Origin of the sequence: Pseudomonas sp. CH235 (assembly GCF_004368175.1) — a bacterium.
Lineage (GTDB): Bacteria > Pseudomonadota > Gammaproteobacteria > Pseudomonadales > Pseudomonadaceae > Aquipseudomonas > Aquipseudomonas paraglycinae.
Window position 1 is genome coordinate 287,084 of record NZ_RRZJ01000001.1, and the last position, 19,219, is coordinate 306,302.

The 19,219-nt window shown below is 59.0% G+C and carries 19 protein-coding genes and 1 pseudogene; 9 read left to right on the forward strand and 11 right to left on the reverse strand.

What is annotated here, in order from left to right:
• Positions 1-278: 278 nt before the first annotated feature.
• Positions 279-988 (forward strand): annotated as a pseudogene (locus EIY71_RS01125) (transporter).
• A 358-nt stretch (positions 989-1,346) separates the two neighbouring features.
• Here the strand turns inward: EIY71_RS01125 and EIY71_RS01130 are convergent.
• The 4 genes from EIY71_RS01130 to EIY71_RS01145 form a co-directional block, all read right to left on the reverse strand.
• The gene (locus EIY71_RS01130; RefSeq protein ID WP_372239276.1) at positions 1,347-1,661 is read right to left on the reverse strand and encodes a peptide-methionine (S)-S-oxide reductase; all 315 of its coding nucleotides are present in this window, start codon (positions 1,659-1,661) and stop codon (positions 1,347-1,349) included.
• Positions 1,658-2,584: a homocysteine S-methyltransferase family protein gene (locus tag EIY71_RS01135; protein ID WP_134020033.1), complete on the reverse strand. Its 927-nt coding sequence runs from the start codon at positions 2,582-2,584 to the stop codon at positions 1,658-1,660. The genes EIY71_RS01130 and EIY71_RS01135 overlap by 4 nt, the downstream gene beginning before the upstream one ends.
• Positions 2,581-3,558 carry a glycine betaine ABC transporter substrate-binding protein gene (locus tag EIY71_RS01140; RefSeq protein ID WP_256661071.1) on the reverse strand — a complete coding sequence of 326 codons (978 nt, stop codon included), beginning with the start codon at positions 3,556-3,558 and terminating at the stop codon, positions 2,581-2,583. The genes EIY71_RS01135 and EIY71_RS01140 overlap by 4 nt, the downstream gene beginning before the upstream one ends.
• 87 nt (positions 3,559-3,645) lie before the next feature.
• Positions 3,646-5,706, reverse strand: a complete 2,061-nt coding sequence (locus EIY71_RS01145; RefSeq protein WP_134020317.1) for an ATP-binding cassette domain-containing protein — start codon at positions 5,704-5,706, stop codon at positions 3,646-3,648.
• A 518-nt stretch (positions 5,707-6,224) separates the two neighbouring features.
• On the opposite strand from EIY71_RS01145, the gene EIY71_RS01150 reads away from it, so the two are divergent.
• Positions 6,225-7,127: a bestrophin family protein gene (locus EIY71_RS01150; RefSeq protein WP_039768508.1), complete on the forward strand. Its 903-nt coding sequence runs from the start codon at positions 6,225-6,227 to the stop codon at positions 7,125-7,127.
• Positions 7,128-7,248: 121 nt separating this feature from the next.
• Here the strand turns inward: EIY71_RS01150 and EIY71_RS01155 are convergent, their stop codons facing one another.
• From EIY71_RS01155 to EIY71_RS01165, 3 genes are all read right to left on the reverse strand, one after another.
• Positions 7,249-7,563 carry an alpha/beta fold hydrolase gene (locus EIY71_RS01155; protein ID WP_256661066.1) on the reverse strand — a complete coding sequence of 105 codons (315 nt, stop codon included), beginning with the start codon at positions 7,561-7,563 and terminating at the stop codon, positions 7,249-7,251.
• A 73-nt stretch (positions 7,564-7,636) separates the two neighbouring features.
• Positions 7,637-8,566, reverse strand: a complete 930-nt coding sequence (locus tag EIY71_RS01160; RefSeq protein WP_134020039.1) for a ZIP family metal transporter — start codon at positions 8,564-8,566, stop codon at positions 7,637-7,639.
• Positions 8,567-8,742: 176 nt separating this feature from the next.
• On the reverse strand, positions 8,743-8,991 hold the full coding sequence (locus tag EIY71_RS01165; RefSeq protein ID WP_129974203.1) for a hypothetical protein: 249 nt from the start codon (positions 8,989-8,991) through the stop codon (positions 8,743-8,745).
• Positions 8,992-9,141: 150 nt separating this feature from the next.
• On the opposite strand from EIY71_RS01165, the gene EIY71_RS28880 reads away from it, so the two are divergent.
• The gene (locus EIY71_RS28880; protein ID WP_102716820.1) at positions 9,142-9,639 is read left to right on the forward strand and encodes a short chain dehydrogenase; all 498 of its coding nucleotides are present in this window, start codon (positions 9,142-9,144) and stop codon (positions 9,637-9,639) included.
• 52 nt (positions 9,640-9,691) lie between these two features.
• A complete protein-coding gene (locus EIY71_RS28710) occupies positions 9,692-10,012 on the forward strand; it encodes a hypothetical protein (protein ID WP_134020043.1) in 321 nt (106 codons plus the stop codon).
• 215 nt (positions 10,013-10,227) lie between these two features.
• Here EIY71_RS28710 and EIY71_RS01180 read toward each other — a convergent pair whose 3' ends face one another.
• From EIY71_RS01180 to EIY71_RS01190, 3 genes are all read right to left on the reverse strand, one after another.
• Positions 10,228-10,887, reverse strand: a complete 660-nt coding sequence (locus EIY71_RS01180; protein WP_085745657.1) for a carbonic anhydrase — start codon at positions 10,885-10,887, stop codon at positions 10,228-10,230.
• A gap of 133 nt (positions 10,888-11,020) precedes the next feature.
• Positions 11,021-11,530 carry a nucleoside deaminase gene (locus tag EIY71_RS01185; protein ID WP_134020046.1) on the reverse strand — a complete coding sequence of 170 codons (510 nt, stop codon included), beginning with the start codon at positions 11,528-11,530 and terminating at the stop codon, positions 11,021-11,023.
• A 30-nt stretch (positions 11,531-11,560) separates the two neighbouring features.
• Positions 11,561-12,901, reverse strand: a complete 1,341-nt coding sequence (locus EIY71_RS01190; protein WP_134020049.1) for a nucleobase:cation symporter-2 family protein — start codon at positions 12,899-12,901, stop codon at positions 11,561-11,563.
• A 214-nt stretch (positions 12,902-13,115) separates the two neighbouring features.
• Here EIY71_RS01190 and EIY71_RS01195 point away from each other — a divergent pair, with 214 nt between their 5' ends.
• A complete protein-coding gene (locus EIY71_RS01195; protein WP_134020052.1) occupies positions 13,116-14,030 on the forward strand; it encodes a LysR family transcriptional regulator in 915 nt (304 codons plus the stop codon).
• Positions 14,031-14,072: 42 nt separating this feature from the next.
• On the opposite strand, the gene EIY71_RS01200 is transcribed toward EIY71_RS01195, so the two are convergent.
• The gene (locus tag EIY71_RS01200; RefSeq protein WP_134020056.1) at positions 14,073-14,987 is read right to left on the reverse strand and encodes a LysR substrate-binding domain-containing protein; all 915 of its coding nucleotides are present in this window, start codon (positions 14,985-14,987) and stop codon (positions 14,073-14,075) included.
• Positions 14,988-15,185: 198 nt separating this feature from the next.
• Here EIY71_RS01200 and EIY71_RS01205 point away from each other — a divergent pair, with 198 nt between their 5' ends.
• The 4 genes from EIY71_RS01205 (at position 15,186) to EIY71_RS01220 (ending at position 19,217) form a co-directional block, all read left to right on the forward strand.
• On the forward strand, positions 15,186-15,935 hold the full coding sequence (locus EIY71_RS01205) for an SDR family NAD(P)-dependent oxidoreductase (protein ID WP_134020059.1): 750 nt from the start codon (positions 15,186-15,188) through the stop codon (positions 15,933-15,935).
• 97 nt (positions 15,936-16,032) lie between these two features.
• A complete protein-coding gene (locus EIY71_RS01210; protein WP_064596576.1) occupies positions 16,033-17,331 on the forward strand; it encodes an MFS transporter in 1,299 nt (432 codons plus the stop codon).
• Between the two features lie 18 nt (positions 17,332-17,349).
• Positions 17,350-18,198, forward strand: a complete 849-nt coding sequence (locus tag EIY71_RS01215; protein WP_134020062.1) for a transketolase — start codon at positions 17,350-17,352, stop codon at positions 18,196-18,198.
• The gene (locus EIY71_RS01220; RefSeq protein ID WP_134020064.1) at positions 18,195-19,217 is read left to right on the forward strand and encodes a transketolase family protein; all 1,023 of its coding nucleotides are present in this window, start codon (positions 18,195-18,197) and stop codon (positions 19,215-19,217) included. The genes EIY71_RS01215 and EIY71_RS01220 overlap by 4 nt, the downstream gene beginning before the upstream one ends.
• Positions 19,218-19,219: the final 2 nt, after the last annotated feature.

Sequence of the window (19,219 nt, forward strand, 5' to 3'; positions counted from 1 at the left end):
TCAACTGATCATGGATTGAAGGAAGAAAAGCAGTGGAAAGAAAGACTTTAGTTGCCAGCTTTTTGTTATTCACGCCTGCGTTTGGAATGAGTTCCGTACTACTTGCGGCCGAGGGTGGCGTCGGGCGTCCGATTACGGGCCAACAGGTATTTTCCAACGCGGGGGTAGTGCCACCGGAACCTGGCTGGATCATGTCATTGACCAGCATCTGGTACGACGGTGATCTCAAGGGCAATAAGGGCGTGCCAATAGTCGGCAGAATTGGTGGGGATCTGGATATGAAAGTGTCCTATACCATCGCCAATTTCACCCATGTATGGGATACCGGCAAAGGTCGATGGAACTATGCATCGGCTATTGGCGTGCCGATGCAATATACCGATGTAACCGTGGACATTACCCAGCCTCGGGGTCGCGTGCTGGGGGCAGAAGACACGGGAACACAGTTTGCCGATATTCTCGTGACACCCATCGCTGCCGGCTATCACTTCGACGCGCAAAACCACATCTCCTTTTCCCTTCCTGTTTACCTCCCGACGGGTGCCTATAACGATAATCGCTTGGCCAATCCTGGCCAGAATAATTACACGTTTATGCCCACCTTAGCCTTCACCCACCTCGACGGCTCGGGCGGCGAAATTACGCTGTCCTCCGGATTGGAGTTTTACACCGAAAACGATGCGACCGACTATCGCAATGGCAACATTTTCACCTTAGATGCACTCTGGACGCGGGGTTCGGCAAAGGCTGGAGCGCAGGCATCGTCGGAGGGTATGTGCAGCAAGTTACCGACGACAAAGGCCAGACTGCTGAGTTATTCGGAGGCTATCGCGGTCGCGCCGTGGGAGCCGGCCCGGTGATCGGTTGGGCCGGTAAATTCAATGATGCCAGAGTGAATGTCAGTGCACGCTGGGTACCGGAGTTCGATACCAAAAATAGGCCGGAGGGCAACGGTTTCGCGGTCAATTTGACGCTGGCTTTCTTTTAAGCAAAGTTATTCTCGGCAACCGATTACGTGAAGAACGAGTCAGATTGAAAATGACTCAGTAACATTTATGTTTATCGACGGTCTGGATGTCAATGCCATTCCAAGTAAGAACCCGTCAATCCTGTAATTAAAGTCTATTACTACGTCCTCATCGGCCGAACTGGGGCGGTATTTTATAAGTCACCATGGGACGGCTAGCAAATTATAGCTTCTCTACTACTTCACACGTTGTAAAATCTAGCGCGCGTCGGCTGCCTGGAGCCGACTTGACAGTTAAAGGGGATCGCCGTGACGAAATCAGCCGATCAAGAACAGCTTCACCCTGCTCCTCTTTGACGGCAAAAGCGTTGCATATGCATCAAATGGAACAGGCACTGCCACCGTGCTTTTCAAGGTGGCGCTGATGTTCTTCATCTGCCTTTTGAAACTCACCCAGTGGCAGGATCACCGTAGCCACTGGCTTGTCCAACTGGCCACTGGAGTCCAGTTGCTGCCTGGCGACAAGCGCCAGTCGGGCCTGTTCGGCACTGTTGAAAAACAGCGCGGAACGGTATTTCGCCCCGACGTACGCACCCTGCCGGTCGATTGACGTGGGATAATGAAGCTTCCGCTCCCCAGAAACAGCCGGCACCCAATGTCGCCTGCTCTGACAGGACGTCGCCTGAAAAATCACTCATGCGCGGCCTCCTCACCATTTTGATAGTGCAGGTGCAAATGCAACTGGGCGATATGCTCCGGGCCGATTCCACAGCATCCGCCGACAATGCTGGCCCCTGCGGCAACCCATGACTTCGACCAGTCCAGGTAGGACTCGGGGCCCAGATCACGCCGAATTTCCAACAAATCGCTATTGGCCTCGGCTTTGGCACTGACAGGGGGGAAAGCATTGGCATAAACCCCCAGTTCGACAGGATGATCCAGGTTTTCAATCACAGCGCGTGCCTCAATCAAAGCCGCGGCCATCACTTCCGGCTGGCTGCAATTGAAGAGCACCGCCTTGGCCCCCAGCTCAGCCGCCACCCGAACCGCATCGGCAACGGCCTCGTTTGAGCGTAATCGCGGCTCCCGCCCCTCTTCGTCCAACAGCGTGAACGATACCCAAAGTGGCGCGGGATCCGTTCCGAGGGCTTCGGCCACCGCCCGCACTTCAGCAATGGAGCTTTGCGTTTCGGCCAGCCAAACATCGACGTGCGTTCGCAATCCGGCAATCAGTTCGCGGTGGATCGCTACTGAACGCTGATGATCGAACAGATCCGGCCGGTAGGACCCCAACGCCGGCGGCAACGAACCGGCCACGGTGACCGCATCGGTACTTTCGCCGGCGGCCTGCCGCGCCAGCCGTCCGGCGCGCTCAGCCAGCGCTCTTCCCTGCTCGGCAAATCGCTCGTCGCCAATATGAAAAGGCACCACCGCATAGCTGTTGGTGGTGATGATCCGCGCGCCCGCTTTCACGAACGCCTGATGCGCCTGCAGCACATACTCGGGCGCTTCGATCAGCGCGAGGGCCGACCATTCCGGTTGACGGAACGGCGCGCCGATTCGCTTCAACTCCCGCCCCATGCCGCCATCGAGCACACGTACGTTCGCTCTGGTCATTGGGCTGAACTCATTTGCTGCGCCTTTCCTGCAAACCACTGGTCAACAGTAGAAGGGTTGGCTTGAACCCAGGCCTTGGCGGCGACGTCTGCTGGCTGTTTTTCCTTTTCGATCTTCTGGATCAGTCCGTTCAACTGTGCCGGGTCGATGGCGAAATTGTGCAGAAACTCGGCAATTTTCGGTGCGCGCTTTTGCAGTGCGGTGGAAGCCAGGACGTACACCTTGGCATCCGGGAAGGCGCAGGTGATGTGGCTCTTGTTCAGCCAGTCAGGATCGACGGTCGGGCTGACAAATTTCCAGCAGCCATCCGCCTTGTAGAGAGGATCTTCTTTTTTGTTGTCCTGGGCGTAGCCATCGAACGCGGGTTCTTCCAGGCGACGCAGATCATAGGCCGAGAAAATCCAGTCAGGGGTGTAGGCGTAGAACACCACGCCGCGTTGCGCCTTGTAAGCCGAGGCCAGTTTGGCGTAGGTCACCGAGGCTTCCGTCGACACGGACTCGAATTTATCGGCGAAGCCGTAATCCTTGGCCTTGATCTGGCCGATATAGGTCGACTCCCAGCCCGCCGGCCCCACCAGCAGTTCGGCCTTGCCGCCGCCCACTGGCTCGAAGAGCTTGGCCACTTCCGGTTTTTTCAGGTCGTAGATCGATTTGACGCCGTACTTGTCTTGCAGATAACCGGGAATGTAGAAGCCTTGTTCGCCGGCATAAGGGTGAGCATTGGGCACCAGTGAGCGGGTGCCGCCGGTGACGTACTTGGCCCACGCCGCCGACTGATTGGGCAGCCAGATGTCCGTCAGCACATCCACAGAACCGTCGCCCTTGGCCGCCGCACTGAAAAGCACCGGCACGTCCCCGGCCAGATACGACACATCACCGTCCAGACGGGTTTTGATCACCTCACCTAAAATGTGTTGAATGGCGATGGCCCCCGTCCAGTTCTGCTCGCCAATGACAATTTTGTCCTTGGCCATCACGCTGGCCGGCACGATCAGGGAGGCCAGCACTGCAGCCGCACTCAAGTTACGCAATAGATGTTTTGCCACGATAAGTCTCACTGTTCAGTTATGCAGATGGTCTTGCTTGCGCAAGCTCGATTGAATGATTCGATCGGGGATCAATGCACACAGCACGATCGCCACGCCGGCCAGCACGCCCTCGCCGCCCTTGATATTGCGCAACGCCGTCATGACGTCGTAACCCAGTCCTCCAGCGCCGATCAGGGCAGCAACCACGACCATCGACAGGCTCATGACAATGGTCTGATTGATCCCGAGTAACAGAGATCGTCGCGCCAGCGGCAGTTGCACCTTCACCAGGGTTTGCCAAGGGTTCGCTCCATGGGCGATTGCCGCTTCCACGGCATCCTTCGGGACTTCCTGAATGCCCAGGGACGTCAGACGAATCATCGGTGCCAGGGCAAAAATCACCGTCGCAATGACCGCCGGGGTCTTGCCCACCGAAAAGAACGCCACAGCGGGAATCAGATAGACAAAGGTCGGCAGGGTCTGCATGACATCCAGCAAAGGCGTGAGCAGCCTGCGGGCAAACGGCCGCTTCGCCAGCAAAATGCCGGTGGGTACGCCGATCACCAGTGCGATCAGCACCGACGAACCAACCAGCGCCAGCGTGGCAATTGTCCGCTCCCAAAACCCGAACAGGCCGATATACAACAACGCTGCGCTGCTGGTGAGCGCCAGGGCCATGCCCGCCGAGCGCCAGGCCAGCAATACCAGCGCCAGCGCGCAAACCGGCCAAGGCAGCCAACCAAGCAGGGATTCGATTCCTTCAATGACCGTGCGAACCGCAACGATCACGCCGACAAAAGCGCTCTCGAATGTCACCTGTGACCAACCAATAAAATCATCCAGGCTCTGTGCAGTCAGTAACAGCGCCTGGCGGCTGGCCGGGAACTGCAAGAACGCCTGGGTGGTATCGGGCGTCAACACGCGCCAGATCACCAATGCCTGACTGACCAGCAGCACCGCCAGCGGCAACGCCCAACTCGAAACGGCGCGCCGCACCGGTTGACGGCTCAGCGAATACGCGGTGAAACGACTGGCCGCCAGCAAGGCCAATCCCACCACGACCGATATCCAGGATGCGCTCGCGATGCCCTGCACCGCAGTGGCCAGAGCCGCGAGCTCTGCGGCGAACCCGAGCCAGAACAACCCGCCTCGGCCCCGCGCCGCCAGCGCTGCCGGCCCGAGCAACAGGGCTTGCCAGCCGCGCAAGCCCGGCTGAACCGGTTGCTCCTTCGGTGCCGTTTCGGGATCCTGACGTACCGCGCCACCGGCATCGTGCAATACCGGTGCGGCTGGAAGGCAATCGCGGAAAAAATCCGCGACCTCAGCATCGACCGGCGTCTCGAGCAGCTGTTTCGGGGTGCCCGACTGCACCAGACGTCCCTGGCGCAATACCGCTATCCGATCAGCGAGACGGACCGCTTCGGCAGGATCGTGGGTGACCAGCAACGTGGTGATCCCGCGCTCGCGTACCAAGGCCAGAAAATGCCTTTGCAGGTCTCGCCGGATGGTCGGATCCAGTGCGCTGAAAGGCTCGTCCATCAGGAGAATATCCGGATCAGTCACCAATGCCCGCGCAAGACCGACCCTTTGCTGCATACCGCCGGACAACTCGTGGGGATAATGCTCGCCCCATCCCTCAAGGCCCATCGCCTGTAACTGTCGGGTGGCCGCTGCGTGCCGGACGGCCTCGGATTCGCCGCGCAACTCCAGAGGCAGCGCAACGTTGTCCAGCACCGTGCGATGGGGCAAAAGACCAAAATGCTGGAACACCATGCCGATTCGCCGCGAGCGCAAATCCCGCAACGCTTTGTGGCTCAGGCCGCTGATAGCCTGACCTTCAATCAAGACCTCACCGCTGGTGGGTTCGATCAAACGATTGATATGGCGAAGCAAGGTCGATTTGCCGCTGCCGGAGGTGCCCATCAGGCACAGCACTTCGCCGCGCCGGACCTTCAAGCTGACGTGGTTGACAGCCGGCAACGGCGATCCGCCCTTGCGCAGATAAGCTTTAGTGACGCCTCGCAGTTCGAGGACAACATCGCCCTCCTCGGCGCTATCGTCGATGGGTGGGGCCAATCGTTCAGGCAAGTCGATCTGTACCGTTGCCAAAGAGGTTTGAATAAGTGTCACGAGGGCTCCCGGCAACGAACCGCTGACGGCCAGATATGTGGCCGTTCCAGGGTAAAAAATGGACAAAAGCCTCGGGCGATGACCGCGGACAGGGTTGGCCTGAGGCAAAAAAACGCCGCAAGCGAGGCGCTGCACGTTTCTTTTGTTAAAAGCTAAACGATCTTAAAAAGATTAAATAAATATCTTTTTGGAATGAGCTTAGGCCTTCCCGCCCGGTTCCCGGAGGTGCTTTTCAAAGCGATGTGGTTTGTTGCGTGCCGACCGCCGGACGTGCTGCACAGCGACAACGATCCTGTATCGCAGGTCCCGCGTGGTTCATCTGCGGTCCAATCGGGATACGAGGATTTTTCTCGCAAGCATTGGCCATTCGGATGGCCGGGCTTCGCAGATTGACTGACGGTTGGCTGCTTCAGGGAACTGCCGGTGCCAGGCATCGTCCGAGCTTAAGCGTTTAAGCAAACTGCTCGCCACGAGGTTTCCGTTTGAAAGCTGCCATCGTCAAAAAATACCGCCTGATCATCAAGACCCTGGGCTACGTGGGCTGGTCTCTGTTCTGGTTGCTGCTGTGGGACATCGCCGTCACCGTCGACTTCATGCTGTTTCTCAACGCCAAGCTGAACCTGCCGCTGATGCCGCTGACCTTGCTGGGTTCGGCGTTGATTGTATTGATCAGTTTTCGCAACAGCAGCGCCTACAACCGCTGGTGGGAAGCGCGGACGTTGTGGGGGGCGATGATCAACAACTCCCGCAGCTTCGCCCGGCAGGTGCTGACGCTGCTGGACGACGCCGGCGGCGAGGTGAATCCGGTCAAATCCACTCTGCTGCGTCGCCACGTCGCGTATGTGAACTGCCTCGCCGCGCATCTGCAAGGCCAGCCTTGTCCTGACGAGGTGCGGGCGTTTATTCCCGCCGAAGAGTTCGCCCGCAGTGGCACGACCAATAACTTTGCCAACGATATTCTCACCGGCTCCGCGACTTTGCTCGCCAAGGAATACAAGGCCGGGCATCTGGACAGTATTCGCCTGGCGCGGCTCGAGTCGACGCTGGTCGACCTGTCCAACAGTCAGGGCGGCATGGAGCGGATCGCCAATACCCCGCTGCCCTACCCTTACGTCTATTTTCCGCGGCTGTTTATTTCGCTGTTCTGCCTGATCGTGCCGGTGGGACTGGTCGAATCCCTGGGCTGGTTTACGCCGCTGGCGTCGACCGTGGTGGGATTCATGCTGCTGGCCATCGAACGCATCGGCACCGATCTGCAAAGCCCGTTTCGCCACAGCGAACACCAGATTCAAATGGAAGCACTGTGCGAAACCATTGAAAAGAACTTGCAGTCGATGCAACGTGATTCGTTGGGTGATGTGCGCAGGCTTGAAGAGCACGCGTGAGGCGCTGCTTTAGCAGCAGCGCGATAGCGGGTCTCCCCTTTTCCTTATCAGGTGCAGAGCGACTATTGATGAGACGAGCGGATTAACTGACCTGTGTGCGCTCCAGGCCAGCCTTGGTGTTTCAGTTCGCGATCCTCGGCGCCTTCTCTTCATCGTCATAGTGGCGGCGAAGAAATTCGCGGACCAGGACGGCAGTTCGTCCAGCGCTGGTCACCACAAAGAAATGTCCCTCGCCCTCCAGAAGGCGAAGTTCTGAACGTCGGATTGTGCGGCGCAGGATATGGCCGTTGTACGCCTGTATTAACGGATCGCGGTCGCCGGCAAGAATCAGCGTGCGTTGAAGCAGCCGGGACAAGCGAAGCAGGCTTGTCCATCCGATCAAGGCTGCGAGCTGGAAATAGTAGGTTCGCGGATTAACAGAGAGCATGCCTTTCATCACACCGAACCGCAGCAGCGTCTGAACTGAATGGCCGGATCTTTCTTGCTTGTGCGGGATGGGAGGTAAGGGGTCAACCCAAAGCCGTGTCGAGAAACATCATGACCCCGAAACCGAGCATCAACCCCAAGGTTGCAGGTGTCTCATGACCGTTGCGATGGGTCTCGGGAATGACCTCATGGGACACCACAAAAATCATCGCGCCCGCCGCCAGACCGAGCGCTATGGGATATCCCAATGCGAAGCTGCTCGAAATCCCCAAGCCGACGATGGCGCCTATGGGCTCCATCAACCCTGAGCCCACCGCAATAAGCGCAGCGCGAAGCGCTGAAATCCCGGTCACGCGTAACGCAAGGGCCACAGCCAGGCCTTCGGGAATGTCTTGAATGGCGATGGCAGTGGTTAGCGGCAATCCCACCTTCATGTCGCCATTGGTAAAGCTCACTCCAATGGCCATCCCCTCCGGCAGGTTATGCAGCGTGATTGCCAGAACAAACAGCCATACGCGATTGATGCGCTGCACCTCGGGCCCACGGCGACCGCTTTTCTCATGTTCGTGAGGCACGAAGCGATCCAGACCGATCATCAGCGCTACCCCCAATCCCAATCCTGCAACGACGACACAGGCTGCGAGCAGCTGGTTACCGCAGAGCTCCTGGGCGGCTTCGATACCCGGAAGAATGAGCGAAAACGAACTGGCGGCCAGCATCATCCCGGCAGCGAAGCCCAGCATGATGTCCTGCGTTCTGGCGGCGATATCACGTAACGCGATCGCTGCCACCGCACCTATGGCCGTCGCAGCGAAGCCTGACATGCCGCCGAGAAATGCAAAGTGCAGATTTTGTTTGTTGGCGCCGACGAAGGCACCATACCCGCTGATCAGCAAGTAAAGCGTCACGCCAATCAGAATTGACCAGAAGGCTAGCCCGCCCCATCCGGATTTTGAGAACCGAACAAACCGTGAGCGAAGTGTTGCGCCATATGAGGTCAACGGCTCGGACATCGCACCCTCCTGTTGTCTTGAGATGAAAAAACCGCACGCCCTTTGGCGTGCGGTCACGTCGTTAAGGTTGTGGTTCGCCTTTCACACCCGCCCCCAGGTCCGCACCCGTGATCGGATTGCTGTCTGGGTCGGACATCGCCCTGGCTTCGTCGGCAATAGACATGAGCTGAATGACCTCAGTGATAATCCTCACCGGCGACCGCACGCAGATAGGCCGCATCTGCCTCCCTTCTCAGGTCACGCCATTCGGAATCGGTCAACATACCCAACCGATGCATCTCATCAGACTGGCGCAATAGTTCCTCGTGATAGGCATCGGGACACTCCATGCGTAACGCTCGGTTCTCCAATGCACGATGCCAGGCATCCAGGGCTTTCAATCTGGATTCCTGCTCAAGCGTCAGTTGATTCTTGAAAGCATTCATTTCACCCACCCCGTACATTTCCCGGTTGAGCAACAGTTTTCGAATTAGGTTCAAAAGGTCTGACGAAGCACAGCCTTTCGGTAATCTCGATGGAACGTTGCGCCAGGCCCCGTCCTCTATCGCAACACCAGCGAATCTGAGGATTTCATCATGATCGACCCAGCAACCGGTATGAAGGCAGGCGAGCGCTACACCATAGACAGTCTCGAACGCACGCGACATTTCCCGGGTTTCTTCCTCGACGGAAAATATTATCTTGGCCCGGAATTGATGACGGCCATAGGTTGGCTGGAAGGAAAGCAGTTTTATTACGATGAACTTGATCCCACGGGTGAGCCGGTGTTTCCCGATCGACTCGCCGGGACTGTCGAGGACCTCACCCTGACTCTCGCGGACGGTGCGCGTTTGCCCTTGAACGAAATGCCGTACAGGGCAGATGTCGACTCCCCTGCCAGTCCAAGCAGTCTTAATCCATCGCCATCACGGAATCGACCTGCTCCGGCAAGCGATCAACTCGGAGTCGAGGGCGTCCGGATGTCAGGTAAACATCCGTATCCAATCCTCCTGGCGGCAGGCGCTGCGTTAATGCTGGGAATACTGCTTGGAGTCAAACAAGCCAATCGCCTTCCTGCCCGAAAACCTAGATAGCCGTCCTTGCTGAATTTTTGGAGAAGTGCTCTTTGAACGGTCGGAGACAGGAATGCATCCAGTGACACCAGACGGTCGCTACTTTGTTGTCAAAGGCCAGCTATGGCGATGTTCCAACCCGTCTTTGGATGAAGATGTGCGCCAGCGTCTTGTCGATGCGCTTATGGCCGCTCGACGAGAGGTCAAGAACGCTAAGAGTGCGCAAGACGGGTCGCAACTCAAGCGCGCTCGGGAAAAGGTACAAATGGCCAAAGTGGCCCTCGGGGAACGGGGGCCTGTCTGGTGGGCTGATGGAAGCGCTGACTTCAACCGGCGGCTGGTCGTCAACTCCCCTTATGCCGAATGGTTCAGCTCGCTCCAAGAGCCTGATTAACTCTCGGCGTAAGGTGCGATTCGGATGACGTTCCAGTGTTGCTCATGATCGACGAACCGAGGCATTGGATGCACCCAATACAACCGCTGGCCCTCTGGCATTTGTACGACGTAGCCAAGTTAACGCTGCGGTGGCTTGGCATAAGGTGCCCAGCCCTTGACTCAACGCATGCTTAGAGAATTCTCGTCATCAGCGACGTGCAGTCCTTCCGCGAGTTACAACTGACCAGCATCGCGCGCAGCAACGGCAACGGTGGTCGGTGAATCGGAAAGCTTGACGAAGCGCCGAGTTGCACCATCCAGCGCATCGATGCAGCCCGCCTCGATGTCATAGACCCAGCCATGCAAATTCAAGCGTCCTTGCTCAAGCGCAAGCGCCACCGATGGATGGGTGCGCAGGTTCGCCAGTTGTGCGATCACGTTTTCACGAACGAGGCCATCGAGCTTGTCGCGTGGCGTATCGAACTCATGCGCCGCATTGATCGCTTTCGCAGCGTCCGAGTGCCGAAGCCAGTTGGCAACTGCCGGAAGATGATCCAGACACGTGCAGCGTGAAATCGCGCCCATCGCTCCGCAATCCGAGTGGCCGCAGATCACAATGTCCCGTACCCCGAGCACTGCAACCGCATATTCGACGGTAGCCGAAACACCACCCGGTTCAGGACCATATGACGGCACAATGTTGCCGGCGTTGCGGATCACGAACAGCTCACCCGGCTCACGCTGTGTGAGCAGTTCAGGCACTACACGACTGTCCGAGCATGTGACAAACAACGCCTTTGGGTTTTGCTCTGTCGCGAGCTGCCTGAAAAGCTCGACGCGTTGTGGATACACCTCGCGCTGAAACCGCAGAAAGCCATCAATAATGTCACGCATAAAGTCCTCCAAAGCCTGATTCCGGATGCCGAGACGAGCACTCGATGCCTTCGCGCCTCAGTGGGGCGTCATTATCGCAGACGTTGCAGGCGAGTGCGCGACCTCACACCGCTCAAGCTTCGTTTCAAACCTGTCAGGACCAAAACCCTCTGTGCGGTTCAGCGGCCTCCCCCTCCAACATCGGCCCCAGCACGCTGACCTTGCGTTGCCCCTTGGCGAACACTTCGCGGCACGGCAGCGAGAACGTCGGGTTCTCCGGGTGGTCCCCCGTCAAACCCAGCAAGGCATGCTCCGACAAGGCATAGACCACCCGCCCGATCCCCGTCCAATACACGGCGCCGGCGCACATGCAGCAAGGTTCGGCACTGGTGTACAGCGTGCACAGTTCCAACTCCTGCGGCGACAGCAGTTTTGCCGCTGCCGCCGCTGCCACCAACTCGGCGTGCTGCGTCGGATCACCTTCCGGGGGCATCGAGTTGTTCCCCGCTTCGACAATCACCTTGCCGTTGCGGTCGGCCACCAATGCCGCGAACGGATGGCGACCGCGTTGCTTCGATGCCTCGGACAAGGCGATGGTCTGGCGCAGTAATTTCAGATCAAGCGCGCTGATGCCAGCCGGGATGAGATCAGTCAATTGATTCATGGGTAACTCCAGGGCAGTGGAAAACAAAAGTCAGTCGGCCAGTTCAGCCGATGTAGCGCCGATGGTTTCGGTCGATTTTTTTTCATCGTTGAGCAGAACGTTGAGGACGATGGCGGTGATCGCTCCGAGGAAAATTCCACTGTCGAGCACCAGTTTCAGGGTCGGGCCGACGTGTTCGAACAGCGCCGGAAAGGACATCGGCAGCACCCCGACACTCACTGACACGGCGACGATAATGCCGTTGCGCGTACCCTCGAATTGCACCCGTGACAGTTCCTGAATCCCCGCCACCGTGGTCATGCCGAACATCACAATCGCGCAGCCACCGAGCACCGGCGTCGGCACCGCGGCGATCAACGCGCCGAGTTTCGGGAACAGGCCCATCAGCACCATGATTGCCCCGGCAGCGGCCACGACGAAGCGGCTTTTCACGTTGGAAAGCGCAATCAAACCGGTGTTCTGGGTGAAGGCGTTGTAAGGAAAGCTGTTGAACAAGCCACCGAGCATGGTCGACAAGCCGTCGGCGCGAAATGCGTTGCCGAGGGTGTGTTGCGTGGTCGGTTTTCCGGTCAATTTGCCGATCGCCAGGCAGTTGCCGGTGGTCTCGGCCATGATGACCAGCATCGCCAGGGTCATGATCAGAATCGGCACCGGCGCGAACTCCGGCGCGCCGAACGCCATCGGCGCACTCAGCTCAAGCCACGCCGCTTCGCTGACCCGATTGAAGTGAGTCATGCCGCAAGCCGCTGCGATCAGGCTGCCGACAAACAGGCCAATCAGCACGCTGAGGTTGCCGATGAAGCCCTTGAATTTGGCGTAGATCACCAGCGTCACACTGACCGTGGCCAAACCGAGCAACAGGTTTGCGGGATTGCCAAAATCGGCCGCATCGGGATTGCCACCGCCCAGCCAGTTCGCCGCGGCCGGCATCAGCGAGATGCCGATAATGGTGATCAGGCTGCCAATCACCACCGGCGGAAAGAACCGCAGCAATCGGCTGAACACCGGTGCCAGCGCAATGGTGAGAAAACCCGCCGCGATCACCGCGCCGAAAATCTGACTGAGGCCAAACTCCTTGCCGATCATGATCATCGGCGCCAGGGCAATGAACGAACAGCCCTGAATCAGCGGCAGGCGGGCGCCGAACTTCCAGAAACCGAGGGTTTGAATCAGCGTCGCCACACCCGAGGTCAACAGGTTCGCGTTGATCAGCAACACCACCTGTGCCGAGGTCAGCCCCATCGCACTGCCAAGAATCAGCGGCACCGCCACCGCTCCCGCGTACATCACCAGAACATGCTGCAAGCCAAACGTGAACAACTGGCGCAGTGGCAAAACCTCGTCCACCGGATGAATGCGTTGTGTGGTCATTTCACACGCTCCTGAAAGTGCGGCATCTGTTGAGATAGCGGGCATGCTCGGGGCGTTTGAAAGGAGGATCCGCCCCGGAGATCGTTTTGACGCGGGGCCATATTTGAACGTTTATTGCGATGAAACAAATTAGCAACCATCGCTTTTTCCGATGGCATGAATCTGGCATCTGCTAGCCACTCCAAATCTTCATTTCGAACCGGGAGTTCAACGCTTGCGCTTCTCACTCGATCAACTGCAGATGTTCGTCCAAGTGGTCAAAAGCGGATCGTTTTCCGCCGCCGGGCGCAAACTGGGCAAGACCCAATCGACCATCAGCGCAGCGATTGCCAACCTGGAAACCGACCTTGGCGTCGACCTGTTCGATCGCAGCAACCGCAGCCCTGCCCTCACCGCCAGCGGTCACAAATTACTGGTGCAGGCCGAAGCCGTGCTCGAACGCTGCATGACCTTCGAAGCCCACGCCGACTGCCTCTCGGACAACGTAGAGCCCAGCCTGACATTGGCCATTGAAACGCCGTACGGCCCGATCATGCCGGTGCTCAAAGCTTTCGAAGCAGCATTCCCCTTCGTCGACCTGATCATTCGTCATCCGGTCCATGGCGACGTCAGTGAACTGGTCAGCAGCGGCGAAGCGGTACTCGGTGTGGCGTTCTCGCAGCCCGGCTACCCCAAGGAGCTGGCGTTCCAGCAACTGGGCAAACTGATCATGCTGCACGTCTGCCATCCCCGGCACCCATTGGCGCAACTTGAAAACGTCACGTTCGAGGACCTGCACGTCCATCGCCGCCTGGCCTTCAGCGCCCACGCGAGCAAACTGCCGAGCAGCGAATACCTGCGTTCGACCCAGTTGTGGCAGGCTGAAAGCTATCTGGCGTTATTGGAAATGGTCCGCGCCGGACTCGGCTGGGCCACCCTGCCCCGCCAGCTCATTCAACGTGAACTGGCCGAGGGTGAGCTGGTGGAACTGCAGCTCTCGGCGTATCCGCATACGGACTGGCAGATTGGTGTGGATTTGCTTTGGGCGCGGCAGCGGCCGCTGGGTAAGGCGGAGCGGTGGTTGAAGGAAAAATTGCAGGGCAACAAAGTGTATGAACTGGATCGCAACGGGCAGACCACCACGCTTTGAGGTTTGTACATGACGCCCAATACTTCGCCGATCGCGCCAGCATCAGTAACTGAAGTCATGCCCCAACTCACGCTGCATCCATTCCAGAAAACGCCTCACCCGGGGAAACCCCGCATGCGCCCTCGGGAAAACCAGGTGGTGCGCGGTAATCGGGGCACTCAGCCCGGGAATGACTTCAACCAACTCGCCGCGCGCCAGATAGTCCTGCGCCAGCAGCGTGCTTTCCAGTGCAAAACCAAGACCGTGACTGGCGGCCTCGAGGGTCATGTAGGAGCGGTCAAAGCTCAAGGTATAGGGGCTGTCAGGGCGCGACAGCCCGTGTTGAGCAAACAGTTGCGGCCACTTGATCAGCGTCGCTTCCGACAGGATCAGGTTGCAGTCCAGCAAGTCGGCGACGGCGCGGATGGGGCGTTTTTCCAGAAGCTTGGGTGATGCGAGGACTGCGATTTTTTCGTTGCGCAACGTGCGCACTTCGAAACTTGGCCAGTTCGGCATGCCGTGGCGGATGTCCACGTCGATCTTGTCCCGACTGAAGTGCAGCGATTCATAGGAGCATGAGAGATTGAGCTGAATGTCGGGATGGCTCTCGCGAAACTGTTCCAGGCGCGGCATCAGCCACAACAGGCCGAAGCTGGGTGACGAATGCAATCGCAGGCAGTCGAGGCTGACATCACTGGTCGCACGCTCTGTTGCCACCGCCAGGCTGTGCAGGATGCCGGATATCTCGGACAGGTATTGCTCGCCCACGGGCGTCAACGTCACTCCCCTCGCCGTTCTGAGGAACAGCTGTCGCCCGATCATCGCCTCGAGTTTGGCCAGTTGGTGACTGACTGCCGAGGGCGTCAGGTCCAGCACTTCGGCCGCACGTGCGACGTTGCCAAAGCGCGCAGTTTGCTCAAAGGCCTGAATGGCTTTCAGCGGTGGCAGGATCGGCGGTGCTTCGCCAGATGAACTCATGATGATGGTTATTCCGCTGCAAGTGGCTGAGGCCGGGCGTTCGGCTATTCAAACACCGCAATCGCATGTTGGCGAGTGCTGAATTTTTTTCAGCATCCAGTGAAGTTTGCGTTATTGCTCAGGGTCGTTACGGGAGACAAGCTGAGTCATCGGTTCTGCACGGACCGACTCAATAACAACAATCAGAGGTTTTTTCCCATGCTTCTTCAAGGCAAAGTCGCGATCATCACAGGTGCTGCCTCCGCACGTGGTATCGGCCGCGCGACAGCTACGACCTTCGCTCAACATGGCGCCCGGGTGGTGATTCTGGATCTGGACGCATCCGCTGCCCGCGATGCCGCTGCCTCTTTGGGCGAGGGTCATCTCGGCCTGGCTGCCAACGTCGCCGACGAGTCTCAGGTACAGCAGGCTGTCGCCACCATCATCGAACACTTCGGCCGGATCGACATACTGGTCAACAATGCCGGCATCACCCAACCCCTCAAGACCCTCGATATCCGCCACGGTGATTACGACAAGGTGCTGGACGTCAGCCTGCGCGGTACGTTGCTGATGTCCCAGGCGGTGATTCCGCTCATGCGCCAGCAAGCCAACGGCAGCATCGTGTGCATGTCTTCGGTTTCCGCGCAGCGCGGCGGCGGCATTTTTGGCGGGCCTCATTACAGCGCCGCCAAGGCCGGTGTGCTGGGTCTGGCCAAGGCCATGGCGCGTGAACTGGGGCCGGACAACGTACGCGTCAACTCCATTGCTCCCGGCCTGATTCACACCGACATTACTGGCGGCCTGATGCAGGACGAACGCCGCCACGCGATCATCGACGGCATTCCGCTGGGTCGTCTGGGCGAGGCGCAGGATGTGGCCAATGCGGCGCTGTTCCTGGCCAGCGACCTGTCCTCCTATCTCACCGGCATTACCCTGGATGTGAACGGCGGCATGCTGATTCACTGACACACGTGGCGGGCCTCGCGGCCCGTGCGGTTCTGGATCGATGATACGGCCGGGCATTCTTGCCCGGCGGTCAATAAAAACAAGAGATCAGACCATCATGACTACCCTGTCGCTCGAAGCCGTTTCGGCGGTGCGTTCCAACGCCTACCGTAAAACCGCATGGCGCCTGATGCCGTTCCTGATGCTGTGCTACCTGTGCGCCTACCTCGATCGCGTCAACGTCGGCTTTGCCAAACTGCAAATGATGAACGATCTGGCGCTCAGCGAAACAGTCTACGGACTGGGCGCCGGCATGTTCTTCATCGGCTACTTTCTCTGCGAAGTGCCCAGCAACATCATCCTGCACAAGGTCGGCGCGCGAGTGTGGATCGCGCGCATCATGATCACCTGGGGCATTGTCTCCGCCCTCTTCGCCTTCGTCGAAACCGCCTGGCAGTTCTACGCCCTGCGCTTTCTGCTGGGCATTGCCGAAGCCGGCCTGGCGCCGGGTCTGCTGCTGTACCTCACCTATTGGTTTCCGTCCTACCGGCGTGCGCGCATGACGGTGTTGTGGTTCATCGCCATCCCGTTGTCGGGCATGGTCGGCGGTCCGCTCTCCGGGTGGATCATGAACCACTTCGCCGGTATGCACGGCTGGGCCGGCTGGCAATGGATGTTTGTGCTGGAGGCTGTGCCTACCGTGGTTGTCGGCCTGCTGGTGCTCAGCTACCTCAAGGATGGCGTGCATCAGGCCAGTTGGCTCAACGACGATGAAAAAGCCTTGATCGCTCGTGAGCTGGCGGAGGACGACCAGCAGAAAGTGACGCATGCGTCCGTGGGCGAATTCATTCGTGACCGTCGCCTCTGGCTGCTCGCGGGGATCTATTTCTGTGTGGTGATGGGGCAGTACGCAATCACCTTCTGGCTGCCGACCCTTGTGCGTAATGCCGGGGTCTCCGATCCGATGAAGATCGGCCTGCTGACCAGCCTGCCGTACCTCTGTGCCATCGCCGCCATGTTGCTGGTCGGACGCAGTGGCGACAAACATCGCGAACGCCGCTGGCACCTGATCGTGCCGATGATCGCCGGGGCCATCGGCCTGACCCTCGCGGCGCTGATGGGAGGCAATGTGATGCTGTCCATTCTCAGTCTGTGCCTGGCGGCTTCCGGCATCCTGTCCGCGACCTCGCTGTTCTGGATGCTCCCGACCACGCTGCTCGGCGGTGTTTCCGCCGCGGCCGGCATCGCCGCCGTCAACAGCTTCGCCAACCTTGCCGGCTTCTGCTCGCCCTACCTGATTGGCTGGATAACCACACTCACCGGCTCCAGCGCTATCGGCATGTATCTGATCACCGGCGTATTGCTGATCGGCGCCTCGCTGGTTCTGCGCATACCCGCCGCTCTGGTCAATCGTTGATTCACAGGAGAATTCACCATGACTGCCAACCTTTCATTCACAACACCCCAGACGCTGGCCGAGCGCGCCCACAACATTCGCCGCCATGCCTTGCGCATGGGCCAGGTGCAAGGCCAGGGCTACGTCGGTCAGGCCCTCGGTGCCGCCGACCTGCTCGCGGTCGCCTACTTCCATGCGCTGAGCTATCGCCCCGAAGACCCGGCGTGGGAGCCGCGTGATCGTTTCTATCTGTCGATCGGTCACTACGCGATTGCGCTGTACGCGGCGCTGATCGAAGCCGAGATCATTCCGCTCGATGAGCTTGAAACCTACGGCTCGGATGACAGCCGATTGCCGATGTCGGGCATGGCCGCCTACACGCCGGGCATGGAAATCACCGGTGGTTCGCTGGGTCAGGGGCTGGGCATCGCCGTCGGGGCCTGCCTGGGTCTCAAACGCAAGGGCTCGACATCGTTCGTCTACAACCTGCTGTCGGACGGCGAGCTGAACGAAGGTTCGACCTGGGAAGCCGTGATGTCGGCCTCGCACTGGAAGCTCGACAACCTGATCGCCATCGTCGACGTCAACAACCAGCAAGCAGACGGCCATTCCAGCGAGATCCTGTCGTTCGAACCCATCGTGGATCGCTGGCAAGCGTTTGGGTGGTTCACCCAGCGCGTCGACGGCAATGATCTGGGCGCACTGGTCGAAGCCTTCGATGCCGCCCGCCACCACCCTGGCACCCAACCCCGGGTGATCATCTGCGACACCACCATGGGCAAAGGTGTGCCCTTCCTCGAAAACCGCGAAAAGACCCATTTCATCCGCGTGGACGAACACGAATGGGATCTGGCACTGACCACGCTTGAAGAAGGAAAAAACCAATGAGCAACGCCGCCAACACACCGACCTCGACTGGCGAACCGATCAAGAAGCGCCTGACCACCTCGGCGATGATTGCCTCGATTGCCTCCGAAGGCCAAGCCACCCGCTCAGCACCTTTTGGCCATGCATTGACCGCACTGGCGGATCAGCGTCCGGACATCGTCGGCCTCTCCGCTGACCTGTCCAAGTACACCGACCTGCACATTTTTGCCAAGGCCCATCCCGAGCGCTTCTATCAGATGGGCATGGCCGAACAGTTGCTCATGAGTGCGGCCGCAGGCATGGCCCGAGAAGGCTTCGTACCGTTCGCCACCACGTATGCGGTGTTCGCCTCGCGTCGCGCCTACGACTTCATCTGCATGGCGATTGCCGAGGAAAACCTCAACGTCAAAATCGTTTGCGGATTGCCCGGCCTCACCACCGGTTACGGCCCCAGCCACCAGGCCACCGATGACCTGGCGATCTTCCGGGCGATGCCCAACCTGATGATCGTCGACCCTTGTGACGCATTGGAAATCGAACAGGCCGTGCCTGCCATTGCCGCGCATCAGGGACCGGTCTACATGCGGCTGCTGCGCGGCAACGTGCCGCTGGTGCTGGATGAATACGGGTATCAATTCGAGATCGGCAAGGCCAAGACCCTGCGCACCGGCAACGATGTCCTGATCATCTCGACCGGTTTGATGACCATGCGCGCATTGGAGGCCGCCAAGGCGCTGCAGACTGATGGCGTCGATGTCGCCGTGCTACATGTGCCGACGATCAAACCGCTGGATGAACAGACCATTCTCGCCGAGGCCCGCAAGTCTGGCCGGCTGGTGGTTACCGCAGAAAACAGCTCGATTATTGGCGGGCTGGGTGAAGCGGTTGCCGGGGTACTGCTGCGCAACGGAGTGACGCCGACGTTCAGGCAGATCGCGTTGCCCGACGCGTTCCTCGACGCCGGCGCACTGCCGACACTGCATGATCGCTACGGCATTTCCACCGACGCCGTCTGCGCGCAAATCAAGTCCTGGCTTTGACT